Raw genomic sequence first — 18757 nt, 5'->3', positions numbered from 1 at the left:
GGTCGCCCGCGCGCCCGAGAGCGGGGCAAAGTGGGACAGATCGCTCCAGACGTCCGAGGAGATGAGGCAGGCCATGGCGCCAGCCATCCAAGCCGAGAACCTGGTGAAGACCTTCGGCGACGTACGAGCCCTGGACGGTGTCAGCCTCGACGTCCCCGAGGGCACGGTGCTCGGGCTGCTCGGCCCGAACGGCGCCGGGAAGACCACCACCGTGCGGGTCCTCACCACCCTGCTCCGCCCCGACTCCGGCCACGCGGTGGTCGCCGGCGTCGACGTGCTCAAGCACCCCGACCGGGTCCGCAGCCTGATCGGCCTGTCCGGTCAGTACGCGGCGGTCGACGAGTACCTGACCGGCTTCGAGAACCTCACGATGGTCGGCGAGCTCTACCAGATGAGCACCCGCGACGCGAAGGCCCGCGCGCTGGAGCTGCTGGAGTGGTTCAACCTGACCGAGGCCAAGGACCGCACCGCCAAGACCTACTCCGGCGGCATGCGCCGCCGCCTGGACCTCGCCGCCGCGCTGGTCGTCCGCCCGCCGGTGATGTTCCTGGACGAGCCGACCACCGGTCTCGACCCGCGCAACCGGCTCGGGCTCTGGGAGGTCATCGAGACCCTGGTCGAACAGGGCACCACGCTGCTGCTCACCACCCAGTACCTGGAGGAGGCCGACCGGCTCGCCCACGACATCGCGGTGGTCGACCAGGGCCGGGTGATCGCGCGCGGCACCGCCGACCAGCTCAAGGCCCAGATCGGCGGCGAGCGGATCGAGGTCGTGGTGCACGAGCCCGGCCTGGTCGCCGACGCCGTCGCGGCGCTGTCCGGCTACGCGCTGAGCGAGCCGGCGGTGGAGAAGAACACCCGCCGGATCACCCTGCCGATCAGCGGTGGCGCCCGGGTGCTCGCCGACGCCATCCGCGAACTGGACACCCGCGGGATCGAGATCGACGACATCGGGCTGCGCCGCCCGACCCTGGACGACGTCTTCCTCACCCTCACCGGCCACGTCGCCGAGCAGGCGGACCAGGAGGGCGGCTCCGACCCCAAGGGCCGGGGCCGGGGCGGCCGGGGCAAGGGCAAGGCCGACGACGCGGACGACGCCGGGAGCCGGGGACCGGACAGGCAGGCCGTCGCGGCCGGGAAGGAGAGCTGAGATGAGCGCCGCCACCGAGCACGCCATCGGCGCGCCGATGCCCAGACAGCGCCGGGGGCTGGCCGCCGCCCTGCACGACTCCTGGGTGGTCGCCAAGCGCAACCTGCGCCGGATGACCCGCATCCCGGAGATCGTCGTCTTCGGCCTGATGCAGCCGGTCATGTTCGTGCTGCTGTTCTCGTACGTCATGGGCGGGGCGATCAAGATCCCGGGGGCGGACTCCAGCTCCCACACGTACATCCAGTACCTGATGGCCGGCATCTTCGCCCAGACCGTCACCTTCGCCACCGCCGGGGCCTCGGCCGGCATCGCGGAGGACATGACCAAGGGCCTGGTGGACCGCTTCCGCTCACTGCCGATGGCTCGCTCGGCGGTGCTGGTCGGCCGCACCCTGGCGGACCTCGTCCAGACCGGGTTCATCGTGATCGTGCTGGGCCTGGTCGCGCTGCTGGTCGGCTGGCGGATCCACGACGGGGTGCTCAACGCGCTCGCCGCCTTCGGCCTGCTGCTCCTGCTCGGCTACGCCTTCTCCTGGATCGGCGCGCTGATAGGCCTGTCGGTGCGCAGCCCCGAGGCGGCCACCTCGGCCGGGCTGATCTGGCTGTTCCCGCTGACCTTCGTCTCCAACGCCTTCGTGCCGGTCGCCTCGATGCCGGGCTGGCTGCAGGGGATCGCGTACTGGAACCCGTTCAGCGCCACCGTCCAGGCCTGCCGGGTGCTGTTCGGCAACCAGGTCGGGCCGGTGGACAGTGCCTGGCCGATGCAGCACGCGGCCCTGGTGTCGGTGCTGTGGTCGGTCGTGATCACGGCGGTGTTCTCGTGGCTGGCGGTCCGCAAGTACCGCTCGTCCACCGGCTGAGCCGGCACCGCCCGGACAACGGAAAGGGCGGCCGCGGAGTCAGTCGACTCCGCGGCCGCCCTCGGCGTCGTGTGCCGGATCAGCCGGCGTGCGGCACGACCTTGACGATCTTCACCATGGCCGGCTTGCCGTTCGGCAGGTCGTAGGTGGCCTCGTCGCCGATCTGCTTGCCGTCGATCGCGCGGCCCAGCGGCGACTGCGGGGAGTAGACGTCCAGGTCGTCGGCGCCCGCGACCTCGCGGGAGGCGAGCAGGAATTCCATGAGGTCGTCCTCGTCGCCGTCGAAGGCGACCGTGACGACCATGCCCGGGGCCACCACGCCCGAGTCGGCCGGGGCCTCGCCGACCTTGGCGCGCTCCAGCAGCTGGGTCAGCTGGCGGATGCGCAGCTCGTACTTGCCCTGCTCCTCCTTCGCCGCGTGGTAGCCGGCGTTCTCCTTGAGGTCACCCTCCTCGCGCGCCGCCTCGATCTTCTGGGCGATCTCGATGCGCCAGGGCCCGGTCAGGTGATCCAGCTCGGCCTTGAGCTGGTCGTAACCGGCCTGAGTGAGCCAGGTCACGTTCTCGCTGGTCTGGGTCACGGGTGCTCCTCGTCGGTGCTGGGGCTGCGCTGAGCGTGTGGGTCGTCAGCAGGGTTGGTGGTGATATCGGTCTCAACTACAAAGCAACGCCCGCTCCCGTACCATCCGGTGCGGAAGGGGCGAAACCACGAGCCTAACAAGTCCTGCCGACAAGCGGGAGAGGCGCCGGCGCGCCATTGACGGTGGCGTTACGCCGCGGTGTACAGGACGGAGAGCGGGACCTCCTACGGATGCCCGCTCGCCCGATCGAATATGCGCCCCACCCGTATCCGCGCCACTCGTATGCGCCCCGCTCGGTTTGGGCTTACTGGGCTTGGGCTTGGGCTTACTCGGCTTGGGCTTACTTGGCGGGCGTGCAGCCCAGCAGTTCGGCGGTGGTGCCGCGCGACGTGGTGCGCAGGGTGACCGTCGCGTCGTAGCTGGAGCCGGCCGCCGGGACCGGGAAGTCGGCCACCCCGACCACCGCGTGGTCGTCGCCCTGCGAGCGGACCGTGCAGGTGCCGGCCTGTCCGTCGCTCTTGCTCACGGTGAGGTGCAGCTGCACCTCGGAGTCGGAGAGCACCTGGAAGGTCGGGACCGAGCCGTTGATCTTCGTCTCGCGCAGCAGGTAGGAGCCGCCCAGCCAGGCGATCAGCCCCAGGCCCAGCACGCCGCAGACCGCGCCGACCACCCTGAGGCGGCGGTCCGAGTCGCGGTTGCCGCCACGTCCGTAGCGTCCCTCGGGCAGCCGGGCGGCGGTGGTCTCTGCGGTCATCGGACTCTGTCCTCTCCTGGGGAGGGGCCGTGCGGGGTGGTGCGGGGAATGCGACGGACCTCCAGTCCGTCACTATAGGAGGGACACGCCCGCGGCCGGTCCGGCGGGGGCGGGGCTCGGCCGGGATCGACGACTTCCGAAGGCCGGCCGGCCCCGCGGCGACGCGGTCCCGTAGTGAGCGGTTGGTGCCCGATGATGTGGAAGGAACGCAAGGCGTTGACTGAGCAGTTGCGACTGATGGCGGTGCACGCCCACCCGGACGACGAGTCCAGCAAGGGCGCGGCCACCATGGCCATGTACATCGAGCAGGGTGTGGACGTGCTCGTGGCCACCTGCACGGGGGGCGAGCGCGGGTCGGTACTCAACCCCAAGCTCCAGGGGGACCCGTACATCGAGGAGAACATCCACGAGGTGCGGCGCAAGGAGATGGACGAGGCGCGGGCGATCCTCGGCGTCAAGCAGGCCTGGCTGGGCTTCGTGGACTCCGGCCTGCCCGAGGGCGACCCGCTGCCGCCGCTGCCGGAGGGCTGCTTCGCCCTTCAGGACGTCAAGGAGGCGGCCGAGCCGCTGGTCCGGCTGATCCGCGAGTTCAAGCCGCAGGTCATCACGACCTACGACGAGAACGGCGGGTACCCGCACCCCGACCACATCATGACCCACAAGATCACCATGCTGGCCTTCGACGCCGCGGGCGACCCGGACGCCTACCCCGAGGCCGGCGAGCCCTGGCAGCCGCTGAAGCTGTACTACAACCACGGTTTCCCGATGGGCCGCATCCGCGCCCTGCACCAGTACCTCACCGAGCACGGCCATGAGTCGCCGTACGGCGAGTGGATCGCGGGCTGGGAGAAGAGCGGCCGCAAGGAGCGTGAGATCACCACCCGGGTCCGCTGCGACGACTGGTTCGAGACCCGCGACCGCGCGCTGATCGCCCACGCCACCCAGATCGACCCGGACGGCCCGTGGTTCCGCGTCCCGCTGGACGTCCAGCGCGAGGTCTGGCCCACCGAGGACTACGAGCTCGCCCGTACCCTGGTCGACGTGGACCTGCCGGAGGACGACCTCTTCGCCGGCCTGCGCACCCCCACCCTGGCGGCCGAGGCCGCCGACACGCGCGACTGAACCACCCCCCGATGGCCCGGCTCCCCGTGAGCCGGGCCACCATAGAGATATGAGTGCCTCCGTGAACCTCGTCCACCTCGCCGCTGACCTCGCCGTCGACGACGCCAAGGTCACCCCCGGCCTCCTCGGCTTCGTCGTCTTCGCCGCCCTCGGCGTGGCGACCTGGTTCCTGGTCAAGTCCATGAACCGCCAGTTCAAGAAGGTCGACTTCGCGGAGGAGTCGGAGGCTCCGAAGGAGTGAGTCACCGGCGCCCCGCCGCCCGTTGATGCGCGAGGATGGGGGCATGCCGAACCGTCTCGCGGACGCGACCTCGCCGTACCTGCTGCAGCATGCCGAGAACCCGGTCGACTGGTGGCCCTGGGCGCCGGAGGCGTTCGAGGAGGCACGGCGGCGCGGGGTACCGGTGCTGCTGTCGGTCGGGTACGCCGCCTGCCACTGGTGCCACGTGATGGCGCACGAGAGCTTCGAGGACGCCGGGCTCGCCGGGTACCTGAACGAGCGGTTCGTCGCGGTCAAGGTGGACCGGGAGGAGCGCCCGGACGTCGACGCCGTGTACATGGAGGCGGTGCAGGCCGCGACCGGGCAGGGCGGGTGGCCGATGACGGTCTTCCTCACGCCCGACAAGGAGCCGTTCTACTTCGGCACGTACTTCCCGCCGCAGCCCCGGCACGGGATGCCGTCCTTCCGGCAGGTGCTGGAGGGTGTGGACGCCGCCTGGCGGGACCGCCGGCAGGAGGTCGGCGAGGTCGCCGGACGGATCCGCGCCGAGCTGGCCGAACGGGCCGCCGTCTACTCGGCCGGCACCCACAACCCGCCCGGCGAGGCCGACCTGCACCAGGCGCTGGTGACCCTCAGCCGGGAGTTCGACCAGGCGCGCGGCGGCTTCGGCGGCGCGCCCAAGTTCCCGCCGGCCATGGTGGTCGAGTTCCTGCTGCGCCACCACGCGCGCACCGGCTCCGAGGCGGCCCTGGAGATGGCCGTCCGCACCGGCGAGGCGATGGCCCGCGGCGGCATCCACGACCAGCTCGGCGGCGGCTTCGCCCGGTACGCGGTGGACGCCGGCTGGGTGGTGCCGCACTTCGAGAAGATGCTGTACGACAACGCCCTGCTGCTGCGCGCCTACCTGCACCTGTGGCGGGCGACCGGCTCGGCGCTCGCGCGGCGGGTCGCACTGTCCACAGCGGACTTCCTGCTGCGCGAACTCCGCACGCCCGAGGGCGCGTTCGCCTCCGCGCTGGACGCCGACAGCCTGGACGAGGAAACCGGGAAGCCCGCCGAGGGCGCCTACTACGCGTGGGAGCCCGGCCAGTTGGTCGACCTGCTCGGCCCCGCCGACGCGGCCACCGCCGCCCGGCTGTTCACCGTCACCGCCGAGGGCACCTTCGAGCACGGCACCTCCGTTCTCCAACTCCTCGCCGAACCCGAGGACTTCGCCGAGTACGAGGCGATCCGCGCCCGGCTGTCCGAAGCCCGTGCGGCGCGGCCCGCACCCGCCCGGGACGACAAGGTGGTCGCCGCCTGGAACGGCCTCGCCATCGCCGCGCTCGCCGAGACCGGCGCGCTGCTGGAGAGGCCTGACCTGGTCGAGGCCGCCGAACGCGCCGCCGACCTGCTGCTCGCCGTCCACCTCACCTCCGACGGCCGGCTCCTGCGCACCTCCCGGGACGGCCGGGCCGGCGCCAACGCGGGCGTGCTGGAGGACTACGCGGACACCGCCGAGGGCTTCCTCGCGCTGTACGCCGTCACCGGCGAGGCGGAGTGGCTGCAACTGGCCGGCGGCCTGCTCGACACCATCCTCAAGCACTTCACCGACGAGGTTTCCGGTGCGCTCTACGACACCGCCGACGACGCCGAGGAGCTGATCCGCCGCCCGCAGGACCCGACCGACAACGCCACCCCGTCCGGCTGGACGGCCGCCGCCGGCGCCCTGCTCACCTACGCCGCGTACACCGGCTCCGACCGGCACCGGACGGCCGCCGAGCGGGCCCTCGGCGTCGTCGGCGCGCTCGCCGGGCGGGCACCGCGGTTCATCGGCTGGGGCCTCGCCGTGGCGGAGGCGCTGCTCGACGGGCCGCGCGAGGTCGCCGTGGTCGGCCCGGCCGGGGACCCGGCCACCGCCGCGCTGCGGCGGGCGGCACTGCTCGCGACGGCGCCGGGCGCGGTGGTCGCGGTGGGCGAGCCGGGGGAGACCGAGGTGCCGCTGCTGGCGGACCGGCCGCTGGTCGGCGGGGCTCCCGCGGCGTACGTCTGCCGGCACTTCGCCTGCGACGCGCCGACCACCGACCCGACGGTGCTCGCGGAGCGGCTGGGTACGGCGGTCCGATAGCGGCGACCACGGGGCGAAGGGGGCTCGGCGCGGCGGCCGGATAATCGTTGGCGGGAGCGGACGGGCCGGGGCGACCATGGTCCATGACCTGGACTTTCAGTACCTCCCTCGACGATTTCCGCGCCCAGGCGGGTGCCTTTCTCGCCGCCCGCCCCGCCGAGAACACCGTCCTGCTCACCATTGCGCACCGGCTGGCCGAGTCCGGGCTGGACGTGTTCGGCGAGCCGCCGGTCTTCGGCTGGTGGCGGGCCGAGGAGGGCGGCCCGGTCGCGGGCGCCTTCCTGCAGACGCCGCCGTTCGACCCCCGGCTGTCCTTCCTGCCGGAGGCCGCGGCCTCCGAGCTGGCGGTCGAACTGGCCGCCGCCGGGGCCGGGTTCACGACGGTCAACGGGATCGGTGGGGGCGCCGTCGCGGTCCGCGCCTTCGCCGCCGCGTGGACGGCGGCCACCGGCGCCGAGCAGTCCGTCCGCTTCGAGGAACGGCTCTACCGGCTCGGCCGACTGACCGACCCGCCGCGCCCGCCCGCGGGCCGGCACCGCCTCGCCGAGCCGGCCGACCGCGAGCTGGCGATCCGCTGGTACGAGGAGTTCCGGGCCGAGGCCAAGGTCCGACTGCCGGACGTGCCGCGGGCGGTGGACGAGAAGACCGCGGCCGGCGGACTGCACCTGTGGGAGGACGGCGGCCGGCCGGTCGCGCTGGCCGGAACCAGCCCGGTGCTCGTCGGGATGTCCCGCATCGGCCCGGTCTACACCCCCGCCGAGCACCGCGGCCACGGCTACGGCAGCGCCGTCACGGCTGCCGCCTCGGCCCATGCGCTGACCTGCGGGGCCGACGAGGTGCTGCTGTACACGGACCTGGCCAACCCGACCAGCAACTCCATCTACCGGCAGATCGGGTACCTGCCGGTGGAGGACTGCCTGATCATGGACTTCCCGGCGCGGTAGGGGAGTTGCGGCGGCCGACGATCGCTCGCAGCCGGCCCCCGTCGGCGCCCGCCCGTCACTCCCAGTCCCAGCGGATCCCCAGGATGCACGGCCGCAGCGCGGTGGCGACGAGATGGACGCAGTGGTGGCCGTCGAGGGTCAGCTCCTCGGTCTCGTACGGGGCTTCGCCCGGGGAGTGGAGGGCGAAGCGGTGGCAGCGCACGGGGAGGGCGTCGGGGTGGAAGGTGACCTGGAGGACGTACTGGCCGGCGCCGGAGTTGAAGCCGCGGACGTACTCGCAGCTGGGGTCCGGGGAGGGCGCGTCGTCGAAGCCGTAGCCGAGCAGGTGGGTGTCGCCCGCGCGTAGCCGGCGGTCGAGGAGCAGTTCGGCGGCGAGCAGGTGGTGGGCCTGGTCGCGGCGGATGCGGCCGGGGCGGCAGTTCTCCTCGGCCCGGACGCCGACGCGGGTGATGTCGCTGCCCGGGTCGCCCTGGTAGAGGGCGAGGTAGCGGTCGATGCCGTCGCGGTGGGCGCGCAGCGCGTGCTGGGAGTCGCGGCGGGCGAGTTGGCGGTCGGGGCCGATCCGGATGCGCTCGATGTGGGTGACGGTGTGCAGGCCGGTGTCGCGCGGCCCGGCGAGGGCGGAGAGCAGGTCGTCGACGGCGGCGGCGGGGGAGATCAGGTCGCGGTACGGCCGGACGGGTGGGCCGGCGGGCGCGGTGCCGACGGCGCGGCGGGGACCGAGCAGCCGGGTGAGGGAGTGCTCGGGCAGGTCGAGGACGTTCTCCAGGGCGGCGACGGCGCGCAAAGACTCGGGGCGTTCGGGCCGGCGGCGGCCCTGCTGCCAGTAACTGAGGCTGGTGAGACCGACATTGACGCCGCGCAGCGCGAGGTGGCGGCGGATCCGGTGCAGCGCGAGGCCCCGGACGGCGATGGCGGTGCGCAGGGCGAGGTGGAACGGGCCGGTGCGCAGGGCGGCGGCGAGGTCGGCTGGGTCGCTTCGGTGGATGGCGGCCTCCTGAGGCGCGGACGGACCGGCTTTTGACCGTGAATATTCACATCGGTACGGCGGTTTGTCACCGGTCCGCGCCTGCTGCGCGGGGGTTTCCCGGGCGGCGTTCACATCCGCGCCCGGCCGTTCACACTCCGGCCCGGGCCCGTCCGAAGGCCGTTGACCCGCCTGCGGCCAGGCGCGATGCTCGGGGCGCGATCCGGACCGCGCCCCCACACAGCACCTCGCTCCACTCGTGCAAGGAGGCATTCCCCCATGCCAGTTCCACGGATACGGCTGCGCCGCGCGGTCTCGCTGCTCGCCCTCGGCGTGCTGGGCCCGGCGCTCACCGCCGCGGTGGCCGCGCCCGCGATCGCCGCCCCCGCCCAGGACCGGGCCCCACACCAGGTCCGCCAGGCGGCGGCGCCCGGCAGCACGGCCGATCTGGCCGGCACGTACAAGAAGCTCAACATCACCATGCAGCAGCAACAGCAGACCAACTGGTGCTGGGCGGCGAGCGGGAACACCATCGCCACCTGGTTCGGCTACAACTACAGCCAGAACCAGTTCTGCAACGCCGCGTTCGGCCGCGCGTCCGACTCCGGCTGCCCCAACAGCCAGGCCACGCTGGCCGATGTGCAGAACGGGCTGGACTGGGTCGGCATCAACCCGGGCTCGTACGTCACCGGCTACCTGCGCTACAGCACCGTGCAGGCCGAGGTGGACGCCAACCGGCCGGTCGAGACCCGCATCCAGTGGAGCTCCGGCGGCGGGCACATGCACGTCCTCTACGGCTACGACACCGGGAACAACTGGGTCTACTGGGGCGACCCGTGGCCGTCCAACTACCGCTACAACTGGGCGGATTACTGGTACTACGTGAACAACGACACGTTCTCGTGGACCCACTCCCTGTACCGGATCGGCGCGTGAGGGCGACCATGACCGAGAGCCGTAACCTCCGTCGGGCCGCCGTCGGCGCCCTGCTCACCGCCGGCCTCGCGCTGGCGCTCGCCCCGGCCGCGCATGCCGCCGCCCCCGGGTCGGCCGCCCCAGCGCCGGTGCCCGCCGCCGAGCTCGACCAGGCCCGCAGCGCGGTCCTGGACCCGGCCGTCCTCGACAAGGTCGGCCACTTCTTCGCCCGCAAGGGCGTCCCGCCGACCCAGCAGCTGACCCTCGGTGCCGCCGAGGAGGCGCGGGTGGCGAGCGCGTCCGCGCCGCGGCTGGCCGGCGACACCGTGCCGGTGTACGTCCTGGACGCCGGCTTCGTGGCCGGCACCCCGGGCGCACCGGTGGCGAAGGCCGAGTTCACCGCCAGCAAGGTGGTCGCGGCGGACGGGCAGACCGCCTCGGTCTGGACGGTCCGGCAGGGCGAGGCCTGGCGGGTGGTGAACATCGCCTCGGGCGGCGACGAGAGCGACTACGCGGCGAAGGCGGCGAGCGGCGGCGGCACCGCCTTCCGCGAGCCGCAGGTCAACGCCTGGTACGTGCTGCGCGACGGCCGGGTGCTGCCGCTGGACGACGAGGCCCGGCGCTCGGTGGGCGCGGACGGGGTGACGCTGGCCGCGTACCAGCAGCTGGTCCACCAGCGGTACGGGGACAAGCTGCCCGGCTCGGCGTACGACCGGGCGGGCAGGGGCGGCGGCTACCAGGCGGACGCCGCAGCCGGCGCCGCTGCCGGCGCCGCGGACGCCGCCGTGCAGCAGGTGGCCGCGCCGGAACCGGCGGCGGAGTCGGCTACGGGCGGCGGCGCGGCGCTGCCGGCCGTGACGGCGGTCGCGGCCCTCGGCGCCACCGCGCTGGCGGGCGCGGGCGCCGTCCTGCGGCGGAGGACGGGCGTCCGCCGCGGGTGAGGGGGAGCGGGGCCCGGCCGAGCGGCCCGGGCCCCGCTGCCTGTCCCCTCTTACCGCGACCGCTCACACCCCGGTTGCCGCGACCGCTCACACTCCGGCGAAGCCGCTCTCCAGCATCGCGAAGGTGCGGTCGACCAGGTCCGCGATGTCCTCCCGGCCTCCGCCGGCGGCCCACTGCAGCAGGGCTTCGGCGGTGGCGGCGGCGATGGCGGCGGAGGTGACCCGCATCTCGTACGTGGGCTCCTCGACGCCGGCCCGCCGGGTGAGCACGGTGAGGAACAGCACCTGCGGGTTGTTGCTGCTCCGGTGCAGTCCGGCCCGCAGCGCGGGGACCTCGGTGACCAGCCGCATCCGGGTGTACAGCTCGTCGCGCTCGTGCTGGAGCAGTTCGCGGATCAGGCCGATCATGGCTTCCCGGCAGGAGGTGAGGAAGGGTTCGTCGGCGGGCCGCTCCAGCAGGGCGGCGATCACCGCCGGGTCGTACTCGTCGGAGAGGACCAGGTCCTCCTTGGTGGCGAAGTACCGGAAGAAGGTGGACGGCGAGACCTCGGCGGCGGCGGAGATCTGCTCCACCGTGGTGTTCTCGTAGCCCTGCTCGGAGAACAGCCGGTAGGCCTCACGGCGGATGCTCTGGCGGGTCTTCAGCTTCTTGCGCTCGCGCAGCGACAGCGGCGCCTCCAGTAGCGCCTGGACCGGGTTGGTCGGGGCGTCCGGGAGGGCCGCGGTCGGTTGCTGGCGAGTCATGCGTCCGATTATCCGTGATCTCCGGTGTCGGCCGAGGTGGCGGTAGCGGGCTCCGTGGGCATCCGGGCCGCTACCAGCACCGCCGAGAGCACCGCGACCAGCCCGGCGAGCAGCAGCACCACCCCCATCCCGTGCACGTACGCCGCGTGCGCGGAGGCGCTGAGCGCGGGCCCGCCCCCGGCCCGGGCGACGGCGTCGGCGGCGACCACCGACTCTCCGGCCCGGTGCGCCGCCTCGGCCGGCAGGCCGCCGGTGTCCAGCGCGTTCCGGTACGCCCCGGACAGCAGACTGCCGAAGACGGCGATGCCGAGCGCGCCGCCGACCTGCCGCAGGGTCTGCAGAAGTCCGGAGCCGACTCCGGCGCGGGCCGGCGGCAGCGTGACCAGGGCGCAGGCCTGGGCGGTGATCAGCGACAGGCCCATCCCGATCCCGAGCACGCCGAGCCAGAGCGCGGCCCGTCCGTAGCCGTCCCCGGCGCCGGTGCGGCTGCCGAACAGCAGGGCGGCGGCGAGCAGGGCCAGGCCGAGGGTGATCACTGTCCGGGCGCCGATCCGAGTGACCAGCGGGTCGGTGAGCTTGGCGGCCACCATCAGTCCGAGCATCATCGGCATCAGCCGCAGGCCGCTGCCGAGGGCGTCGGTGCCGAGCACGCTCTGGAAGTAGAGCGGCAGCACGAAGAAGGCGCCGAACAGGACGAACGAGATCAGGGTGGCCGCGACGGAGGACCAGCGGAAGGTCCGGTCGGCGAGCAGGGCGAGGTCGAGCATCGGCTCGGGCCGGCGACGGCTGCGCAGCACCAGGACGGTGAGGGCGAGCACCGAGCCGGCCAGCGTGCCGGTCACCAGCGGGTCGGCCCAGCCGCGTTCGGAGCCTTCGATGATGCCGTAGGTGAGCGCACCCAGTCCGGCGGCGGCGAGCACGGTGGCGAGCAGGTCGATCCGGGGCGCGGCGGGGTTGCGGCTCTCGGGGAGCAGCAGGACGCAGGCGACGATGCCGGTCACGGTCAGCGGGATGTTGATCGCGAAGACCGAGCCCCACCAGAAGTGCTGGAGGAGGAAGCCGCCGATCAGCGGCCCGAGCGGGGCGCCCGCGGAGAGCGCGGCGGCCAGGACCGCGGTGGCCCGGCGCTGTTCGGCGGGTGGGAAGAGGACGGGGATCACCGCCAGGGACATCGGCATGACCAGCGCGCCGGCCAGGCCCATGCCGGCGCGGGCGGCGATCAGGGTGGTGGGGGAGTCGGTGAGCATCCCGACGGCGGAGGCGAGGCCGAACAGCGCGAGGCCGGCGGTGAGTGTGCGGCGGCGGCCGAACCGGTCGCCGAGCAGTCCGGCCGGGAGCATCACGGCGGCGAAGACCACGGTGTAGGCGTCGATGATCCACTGCTGCTGGCCGGTGGTGGCCCGCAGCTGCGAGGCGAGCGTGGGCAGGGCGACGTTGAGGATCGTCATGTCGAAGCTGATCACCAGGACGCTCAGGGCGACGGCGATCAGGGCGAGCCGGCGGCGCCGGTCGGCGGTGGCGACGGCCGGGGCGGTGGCGGTGGCGGGACTGGGCGGGGCGGCGGGCACGGTGACCTCCAGGGCCCTCTGTCGGTAGTTTCTCTCAAATGACAGTAACTCTCAAAAGATGGTCACCGTCAATATGATGGTGCTGTCATCGCACCGTAACGCTCTGTGATGTGTCCTGTAAGTGCTGCTTCCACACAAGGAATTGACGCAACGTTGATCTGTCGTTCGCCCCCCGTGGGCAGTCGGGAGTGACTGACGGTAGATACCATGTGGCAATCGGTCAGTGCTGGCCGACGCGTGCCGAGAGCGGAGAAGGGGTGGGGCGGCAGGCGCCGACCACGAGCCCGGCACCGGGGAAAGGGGAGCCGAAGTGGCCGACACGGACGACAAGCAGGCGAGCGCCCAGGTGTGGGGTGCGGCGGTGGTGGTGGCCTCCGCGCTGGCCGTGGTCGCGGCCTATCTGATCAACGGGGCCCTGTTGGTCCTGGGGGTCGCCGGGATCGAGACCGTGCTGCTCATGGTCTACGTCGGCCGTCGCTGGCGCGCCCAGCACGGTCGGCCCTCCCCGGTCCGGCACCGCCCGCGCCGCGGCATCCCGGACGCCGCGCACTGCGAGCGCTGCCGCCGGGCCCGGGAGGCACTGGACGCCCGGCAGTCGCGCGGCCGCTCGGCCCGGACGGTTCGGCCGGAGCCGATGGCGCGGGAGTCGTCGGCGTCGGAGTCGTCAGCGCCGACGCGCGCGGGAGCCCAGGGGCACCCGGCGGAGCACGGGCAGCACGAGAGTCACGAGCACCAGGAACCCGGCCCCCGGCCGGAGTCCGGCGCGGCCGACCGCCAGCCGTACGCGCGCCGCCCGCAGGGCCGGGCGCCGTACGAGCGGCCCTGGACGGCCGAACGGGCGGCCGCCCGGTCCGTGGACCGTTCGACCGCCCGTCGGGGTGCGCCGGGTTCAGCCGGCCGTGCTGTACGCCACCAGTGAGACGCCGACGTACTGCACGATGAACGCCCCGAGGGTGAAGGCGTGGAACACCTCGTGGAAGCCGAACCAGCGCGGTGAGGGGTTGGGCCGCTTGAGCCCGTACACCACGCCGCCGATGCTGTAGAGCACCCCACCGACGATCATCAGCACCAGGACGGCGACCCCGCCGGTGTGCAGGAAGTCCGGCAGGAAGAACGCGGCGGCCCAGCCCAGCGCGAGGTACACCGGCGTGTACAGCCAGCGCGGCGCGCCGACCCAGAACACCCGGAACGCGATCCCGGCGAGCGCGCCGCCCCAGACCGCCCAGAGCAGCAGTTGCTGGTTCGCGCCCTTGAGCAGCAGCATCGTGAACGGCGTGTAGGTGCCCGCGATGATCAGGAAGATGTTCGCGTGGTCCAGCCGGCGCAGCACGGCGTCGCCGCGCGGTCCCCAGTTGAAGCGGTGGTACACCGCGCTGACCCCGAACAGCAGCCAGGCGCTGACCGAGTAGATCGCGCAGGCGATCTTGGCGGGCGTGGAGTCGGCCAGGCAGATCAGCACGATCCCGGCGGCCACCGTGGCGGGGAACATCGCGGCGTGCAGCCAGCCGCGCCACTTGGGCTTGCTCTCCCTGTTCTCGGCAGGGCCCTCCGCGAGGCTCTCAGCGAGCGCAGCAGCAGTCATGGACAGCATGTTACCGGCGACCTACGGATCCGTAGGTTACTCGCGCGTAGGAAGTGGCGATCATCACTCTTGGACGTTTTGGAGTATTTGGAGTGTGGTCCCGCGCACTCCGTCCGGGACGTGAGCGACCTGTTACCGATGGGTAACCGTACTTACAGTAGTAAAAGATGCGTCAATTTCGACGCTTCGGGGCGTTCCGGCCTTGAGCCCGGAGCTACGCTGCAAGCACCCTCAGACCCCCGCAACGCCGTCTCTTCGCCGAGATGGCGTGAAACGGAGCGATCGTGTCGTACGAGATCTCTGCTCTCAGCGCATCCGCGCCCACCCACCACAAGCAGCTGCTGGCTTGGGTGAGCGAGATCGCCGAGCTCACCCAGCCGGACCGCATCGAGTGGTGCGACGGTTCCGAGGACGAGTACCACCGCCTCGCGGACCTGCTGGTGGCGCAGGGCACCTTCAAGAAGCTCGACGAGGAGAAGCGCCCCAACTCCTACTACGCCGCCTCGGACCCGACCGACGTCGCGCGCGTGGAGGACCGCACCTACATCTGCTCCGAGCAGGAGAAGGACGCCGGACCGACCAACAACTGGAAGGCCCCCGCCGAGATGCGGGCCGTCTTCCAGGGCGAGCAGGGCCTGTTCCGCGGCGCGATGAAGGGCCGCACGATGTACGTCGTGCCCTTCTCGATGGGCCCGGTCGGCTCCCCGCTGGCCGCGTACGGCGTCGAGATCACCGACTCCGCCTACGTTGCCGTGTCGATGCGCGTGATGACCCGCATGGGCCGGGCCGTGCTGGACCAGCTCGGCGAGGACGGCGACTTCGTCAAGGCCGTGCACACCGTCGGCGCCCCGCTCGCCGAGGGCGAGGCCGACGTGGCGTGGCCGTGCAACAGCACCAAGTACATCTCGCACTTCCCGGAGACCAAGGAGATCTGGTCCTTCGGCTCGGGCTACGGCGGCAACGCCCTGCTCGGCAAGAAGTGCTACGCGCTGCGCATCGCCTCGACCATGGCCCGTGACGAGGGCTGGCTGGCCGAGCACATGCTCATCCTGAAGCTCACCCCGCCGAACGGCGAGGCCAAGTACGTCGCGGCCGCCTTCCCGTCGGCCTGCGGCAAGACCAACCTGGCCATGCTCCAGCCGACCGTCCCGGGCTGGAAGGTCGAGACGATCGGCGACGACATCGCCTGGATGCGCTTCGGCGCCGACGGCCGCCTCTACGCCATCAACCCCGAGGCCGGCTTCTTCGGCGTCGCCCCCGGCACCGGCGTGGACACCAACGCCAACGCCATCGAGACCCTCTGGGGCAACACCGTCTTCACCAACGTCGCCCTCACCGACGACGGCGACGTGTGGTGGGAGGGCCTCACCGAGGAGCCCCCGGCGCACCTGACCGACTGGCGCGGCAACGACTGGACCCCCGAGTCCGGCACCCCGGCCGCCCACCCGAACGCCCGCTTCGCCGTCCCGGCCGCGCAGTGCCCGACCATCGCCCCCGAGTGGGAGGACCCGGCGGGCGTGCCGATCTCGGCGATCCTGTTCGGCGGCCGCCGCGCCACCGCCGTCCCGCTGGTGACCGAGTCCTTCGACTGGCAGCACGGCGTCTTCCTCGGCGCCAACATCGCCTCCGAGAAGACCGCCGCCGCCGAGGGCACCGTCGGCGAGCTGCGCCGCGACCCGTTCGCGATGCTGCCGTTCTGCGGCTACAACATGGGTGACTACTTCGCCCACTGGCTGAAGGTCGGCGCCCAGGCGGACGCCGCCAAGCTGCCGAAGATCTACTACGTCAACTGGTTCCGCAAGAACGCCGAGGGCGCCTTCGTGTGGCCCGGCTACGGCGAGAACAGCCGCGTGCTCAAGTGGATCGTCGAGCGCCTGGAGGGCACCGGCGAGGGTGTCGAGACCCCGATCGGCGTGCTGCCGACCGTCGAGGGCTTCGACCTCGGCGACCTGAAGCTGACCCAGGACGACCTCGACCTGCTCTTCACCGTGGACGCCGACATCTGGCGCCAGGAGGCCGCCCTCGTGCCGGCCCACCTGGAGACCTTCGGCGACCACACCCCGAAGGAGCTGTGGGACGAGTACCGGAACCTCGTCGCGCGCCTCGGCTGAGCCTGAGCCTCAACCGAGCGAGAGGTGGGCGCGCGGCACGAACCGCGCGCCCGCCGATGCGACAGGACGGCCGGAGTTCCTCCGGACGATCTTTCCCCGACCAAGGAGATCGTCCGGACCGGGACTCCGGCCGTAGTGCTGTCCGGGCCCGGGCGCCGATCCGCGCCGGGCCCGTCAGAGCAGGACCAGGATCAGAGCGCCTTGGCGTTGACGATGGTCCAGTACTTGTTCCAGCCCAGGCCGCCACGCCACTGCCGGACCGGCGCGCCGTTGTCCAGGCGGTAGTCGGCGACCTCCAGGTAGCTCATGGAGTTCCAGTTGATCAGGCCGACCTCCTTCGGGCCGGTCCGGACCTCGCCGGCACTGCCCAGCTCCCAGGCCTGGTTGTCGCCGCCGGTGCAGTCCCACTGGCGGGCCGGGGCGCCGTCGTCGGTGCTCCAGTCGGCGATCTCCAGGCACTTGCCCGAGTTCCGGTTGCGCAGGAAGTACGCGGCCTTGCCGGGCGCCTGGATCATGTCGAAGAGCTGGTTGGTGCCGCCGGTGCAGTCCCACTGGCGGGCCGGGGCGCCGTTGTCGGTGCGCCAGTCGGCGATCTCCAGGCACTTGCCGCTGTTGGAGTTGACGAACGGGCTGGCCTTCGGAATCTGCAGGCCACCGAGGGCCGAGGCCGGCGTGGCCGGCAGGGCGGTGGTCAACGCGATGGCGGCGACGGAGACGGCCGCGGCGGCGCGGGCACGGGTGAGCGGAATGCGGATGGTCAAGACGGACCGGTCCCTTGCGGAGGAGTGGGGGCAGGGGAGCGGAGCCTTCCGGGCGGTTGAGCGCTCCGGTGTCCGCGTCGGCCCGGGCCCCGGCACACTGCCGACCGGCCCGTCCCCCCTACGGCCCGGAGAGGAACCCGGGCCGCCGACGCGCGGGAATCATATGGTCCGCCCGGTGGTCCGTGGTTAAAGGAGAGGTCAAGGCTGGGCGTAGCCGCTGAGGAAGTCGCCGATGCGGGTCACGGCGTCGGTGATCTCCTCGGGGCGGGGCAGGGTGACCACCCGGAAGTGGTCCGGCTCGGGCCAGTTGAAGCCGGTGCCCTGGACCAGCAGGATGCGCTGGGAGCGCAGCAGGTCGAGGACCATCTGGGCGTCGTCCTTGATCTTGTGGACCTTCGGGTCCAGCCGGGGGAACGCGTACAGGGCGCCCCTGGGCTTGACGCAGCTGACGCCGGGGATCTGGTTCAGCAGCTCGTACGCGGCGTCGCGCGAGGCGAGCAGGCGTCCGCCGGGCAGCACCAGGTCGCGGACCGACTGTCGGCCGCCGAGCGCGGCGGCCACCGCGTGCTGGGCGGGCATGTTGGCGCACAGCCGCATCGAGGCGAGCACGGTGAGGCCCTCGATGTAGCTGCGGGCCCGGGACCGGTCGCCGGACAGCACCATCCAGCCGGAGCGGAAGCCCGCGACGCGGTAGGCCTTGGACAGGCCGTTGAAGGTGACGCAGAAGAGGTCCGGGGCCAGGGTGGCCAGCGGGATGTGCTCGACGTCGTCGTAGAGGATCTTGTCGTAGATCTCGTCCGCGTAGACCACCAGGTCGTGCCGACGGGCGATCTCGACGATGCCGTCCAGCACCTCGCGCGGGTAGACCGCGCCGGTCGGGTTGTTCGGGTTGATCACCACGATGGCCCTGGTCCGGTCGGTGACCTTGGCCTCGATGTCGGCGAGGTCCGGGTACCACTCGGACTGCTCGTCGCAGCGGTAGTGCACGGCGGTGCCGCCGGCCAGCGAGACCGAGGCGGTCCACAGCGGGTAGTCCGGCGCCGGGACGAGCACCTCGTCGCCGTCGTCCAGCAGCGCGGTCATGGCCAGCTGGATCAGCTCGGAGACGCCGTTGCCGAGGAAGACGTCGTCGACGGAGAGTCCGTGCAGCCCGCGGTCCTCGTAGTGCATGACCACCGCGCGGCGGGCGGAGAGCAGGCCCTTGGAGTCGCCGTACCCGTGCGCGTTCGCGAGGTTGCGCAGGATGTCCTGGAGGATCTCCGGGGGCGCCTCGAAGCCGAAGGCGGCCGGGTTGCCGGTGTTGAGCTTGAGGATGCGGTGGCCCTGTTCCTCCAGCCGCATCGCCTCGTCGAGCACCGGGCCACGGATGTCGTAGCAGACATTGGCGAGCTTGCTGGACTGGATGACCTGCATGCCTGCCTACTTTAGGGGT

At 72.3% G+C, this 18757-nt stretch carries 18 protein-coding genes; 10 read left to right on the top strand and 8 right to left on the bottom strand.

Going from position 1 to position 18757, the window contains the following annotated elements; translation table 11 throughout:
* The first annotated feature begins 73 nt into the window (after nt 1–73).
* Both ACZ52R_RS07595 and ACZ52R_RS07590 read left to right on the top strand, forming a co-directional pair.
* On the top strand, nt 74–1150 hold the full coding sequence (locus ACZ52R_RS07595; RefSeq protein ID WP_465616759.1) for an ATP-binding cassette domain-containing protein: 1077 nt from the start codon (nt 74–76) through the stop codon (nt 1148–1150).
* Nucleotide 1151: 1 nt separating this feature from the next.
* Nucleotides 1152–2009, top strand: a complete 858-nt coding sequence (locus ACZ52R_RS07590) for an ABC transporter permease (RefSeq protein ID WP_465616761.1) — start codon at nt 1152–1154, stop codon at nt 2007–2009.
* A 79-nt stretch (nt 2010–2088) separates the two neighbouring features.
* Here the strand turns inward: ACZ52R_RS07590 and greA are convergent, their stop codons facing one another.
* Both greA and ACZ52R_RS07580 read right to left on the bottom strand, forming a co-directional pair.
* The gene (greA, locus tag ACZ52R_RS07585) at nt 2089–2589 is read right to left on the bottom strand and encodes a transcription elongation factor GreA (protein WP_030055385.1); all 501 of its coding nucleotides are present in this window, start codon (nt 2587–2589) and stop codon (nt 2089–2091) included.
* 340 nt (nt 2590–2929) lie between these two features.
* The gene (locus ACZ52R_RS07580) at nt 2930–3343 is read right to left on the bottom strand and encodes a DUF4307 domain-containing protein (protein ID WP_360506461.1); all 414 of its coding nucleotides are present in this window, start codon (nt 3341–3343) and stop codon (nt 2930–2932) included.
* Between the two features lie 216 nt (nt 3344–3559).
* Here ACZ52R_RS07580 and mca point away from each other — a divergent pair, with 216 nt between their 5' ends.
* The 4 genes from mca (at nt 3560) to ACZ52R_RS07560 (ending at nt 7736) form a co-directional block, all read left to right on the top strand.
* On the top strand, nt 3560–4465 hold the full coding sequence (gene mca / locus ACZ52R_RS07575) for a mycothiol conjugate amidase Mca (RefSeq protein ID WP_360506463.1): 906 nt from the start codon (nt 3560–3562) through the stop codon (nt 4463–4465).
* Between the two features lie 49 nt (nt 4466–4514).
* Complete coding sequence (locus ACZ52R_RS07570; RefSeq protein ID WP_465616764.1) at nt 4515–4706, top strand: hypothetical protein; 192 nt, start codon at nt 4515–4517, stop codon at nt 4704–4706.
* Nucleotides 4707–4749: 43 nt separating this feature from the next.
* Entirely contained in the window at nt 4750–6792 is a 2043-nt protein-coding gene (locus ACZ52R_RS07565) for a thioredoxin domain-containing protein (RefSeq protein WP_465616766.1), read from the top strand.
* Nucleotides 6793–6875: 83 nt separating this feature from the next.
* A complete protein-coding gene (locus ACZ52R_RS07560; RefSeq protein WP_465616768.1) occupies nt 6876–7736 on the top strand; it encodes a GNAT family N-acetyltransferase in 861 nt (286 codons plus the stop codon).
* A gap of 55 nt (nt 7737–7791) precedes the next feature.
* On the opposite strand, the gene ACZ52R_RS07555 is transcribed toward ACZ52R_RS07560, so the two are convergent.
* A complete protein-coding gene (locus ACZ52R_RS07555; RefSeq protein WP_465616897.1) occupies nt 7792–8724 on the bottom strand; it encodes a hypothetical protein in 933 nt (310 codons plus the stop codon).
* Nucleotides 8725–8982: 258 nt separating this feature from the next.
* On the opposite strand from ACZ52R_RS07555, the gene ACZ52R_RS07550 reads away from it, so the two are divergent.
* The gene (locus ACZ52R_RS07550) at nt 8983–9639 is read left to right on the top strand and encodes a papain-like cysteine protease family protein (protein ID WP_360506474.1); all 657 of its coding nucleotides are present in this window, start codon (nt 8983–8985) and stop codon (nt 9637–9639) included.
* A gap of 8 nt (nt 9640–9647) precedes the next feature.
* Nucleotides 9648–10559: a hypothetical protein gene (locus ACZ52R_RS07545; RefSeq protein ID WP_465616770.1), complete on the top strand. Its 912-nt coding sequence runs from the start codon at nt 9648–9650 to the stop codon at nt 10557–10559.
* Between the two features lie 87 nt (nt 10560–10646).
* Here ACZ52R_RS07545 and ACZ52R_RS07540 read toward each other — a convergent pair whose 3' ends face one another.
* Both ACZ52R_RS07540 and ACZ52R_RS07535 read right to left on the bottom strand, forming a co-directional pair.
* The gene (locus tag ACZ52R_RS07540) at nt 10647–11303 is read right to left on the bottom strand and encodes a TetR family transcriptional regulator (RefSeq protein ID WP_465616772.1); all 657 of its coding nucleotides are present in this window, start codon (nt 11301–11303) and stop codon (nt 10647–10649) included.
* An 8-nt stretch (nt 11304–11311) separates the two neighbouring features.
* Nucleotides 11312–12871 (bottom strand): MFS transporter, encoded by a 1560-nt coding sequence (locus ACZ52R_RS07535; RefSeq protein WP_465616774.1) that lies wholly within the window; start codon nt 12869–12871, stop codon nt 11312–11314.
* Between the two features lie 310 nt (nt 12872–13181).
* Between ACZ52R_RS07535 and ACZ52R_RS07530 the strand changes: the two genes are divergently transcribed.
* Entirely contained in the window at nt 13182–13790 is a 609-nt protein-coding gene (locus tag ACZ52R_RS07530) for a hypothetical protein (protein ID WP_465616776.1), read from the top strand.
* Here the strand turns inward: ACZ52R_RS07530 and trhA are convergent.
* Complete coding sequence (trhA, locus tag ACZ52R_RS07525) at nt 13761–14453, bottom strand: PAQR family membrane homeostasis protein TrhA (RefSeq protein ID WP_465616778.1); 693 nt, start codon at nt 14451–14453, stop codon at nt 13761–13763. The genes ACZ52R_RS07530 and trhA overlap by 30 nt on opposite strands.
* Before the next feature lie 284 nt (nt 14454–14737).
* On the opposite strand from trhA, the gene ACZ52R_RS07520 reads away from it, so the two are divergent.
* Nucleotides 14738–16564 carry a phosphoenolpyruvate carboxykinase (GTP) gene (locus ACZ52R_RS07520; RefSeq protein WP_465616780.1) on the top strand — a complete coding sequence of 609 codons (1827 nt, stop codon included), beginning with the start codon at nt 14738–14740 and terminating at the stop codon, nt 16562–16564.
* A 191-nt stretch (nt 16565–16755) separates the two neighbouring features.
* Here the strand turns inward: ACZ52R_RS07520 and ACZ52R_RS07515 are convergent, their stop codons facing one another.
* Both ACZ52R_RS07515 and ACZ52R_RS07510 read right to left on the bottom strand, forming a co-directional pair.
* Nucleotides 16756–17325: an RICIN domain-containing protein gene (locus tag ACZ52R_RS07515; RefSeq protein ID WP_465616782.1), complete on the bottom strand. Its 570-nt coding sequence runs from the start codon at nt 17323–17325 to the stop codon at nt 16756–16758.
* 198 nt (nt 17326–17523) lie between these two features.
* On the bottom strand, nt 17524–18738 hold the full coding sequence (locus tag ACZ52R_RS07510; protein ID WP_465616784.1) for a pyridoxal phosphate-dependent aminotransferase: 1215 nt from the start codon (nt 18736–18738) through the stop codon (nt 17524–17526).
* Nucleotides 18739–18757 lie beyond the last annotated feature (19 nt).

It is taken from the genome of Kitasatospora sp. NPDC034023 (assembly GCF_055575795.1).
This window is presented reverse-complemented; position numbering and strand designations above follow the sequence as displayed.

Coding starts and splice junctions, on each gene's coding strand:
- ACZ52R_RS07595 (WP_465616759.1), top strand. CDS start 74: ATGGCGCCAGCCATCCAAGCCGAGAACCTGGTGAAGACCTTCGGCGAC.
- ACZ52R_RS07590 (WP_465616761.1), top strand. CDS start 1,152: ATGAGCGCCGCCACCGAGCACGCCATCGGCGCGCCGATGCCCAGACAG.
- ACZ52R_RS07580 (WP_360506461.1), bottom strand. CDS start 3,343: ATGACCGCAGAGACCACCGCCGCCCGGCTGCCCGAGGGACGCTACGGA.
- ACZ52R_RS07570 (WP_465616764.1), top strand. CDS start 4,515: ATGAGTGCCTCCGTGAACCTCGTCCACCTCGCCGCTGACCTCGCCGTC.
- ACZ52R_RS07565 (WP_465616766.1), top strand. CDS start 4,750: ATGCCGAACCGTCTCGCGGACGCGACCTCGCCGTACCTGCTGCAGCAT.
- ACZ52R_RS07560 (WP_465616768.1), top strand. CDS start 6,876: ATGACCTGGACTTTCAGTACCTCCCTCGACGATTTCCGCGCCCAGGCG.
- ACZ52R_RS07550 (WP_360506474.1), top strand. CDS start 8,983: ATGCCAGTTCCACGGATACGGCTGCGCCGCGCGGTCTCGCTGCTCGCC.
- ACZ52R_RS07545 (WP_465616770.1), top strand. CDS start 9,648: ATGACCGAGAGCCGTAACCTCCGTCGGGCCGCCGTCGGCGCCCTGCTC.
- ACZ52R_RS07540 (WP_465616772.1), bottom strand. CDS start 11,303: ATGACTCGCCAGCAACCGACCGCGGCCCTCCCGGACGCCCCGACCAAC.
- trhA (WP_465616778.1), bottom strand. CDS start 14,453: ATGACTGCTGCTGCGCTCGCTGAGAGCCTCGCGGAGGGCCCTGCCGAG.
- ACZ52R_RS07510 (WP_465616784.1), bottom strand. CDS start 18,738: ATGCAGGTCATCCAGTCCAGCAAGCTCGCCAATGTCTGCTACGACATC.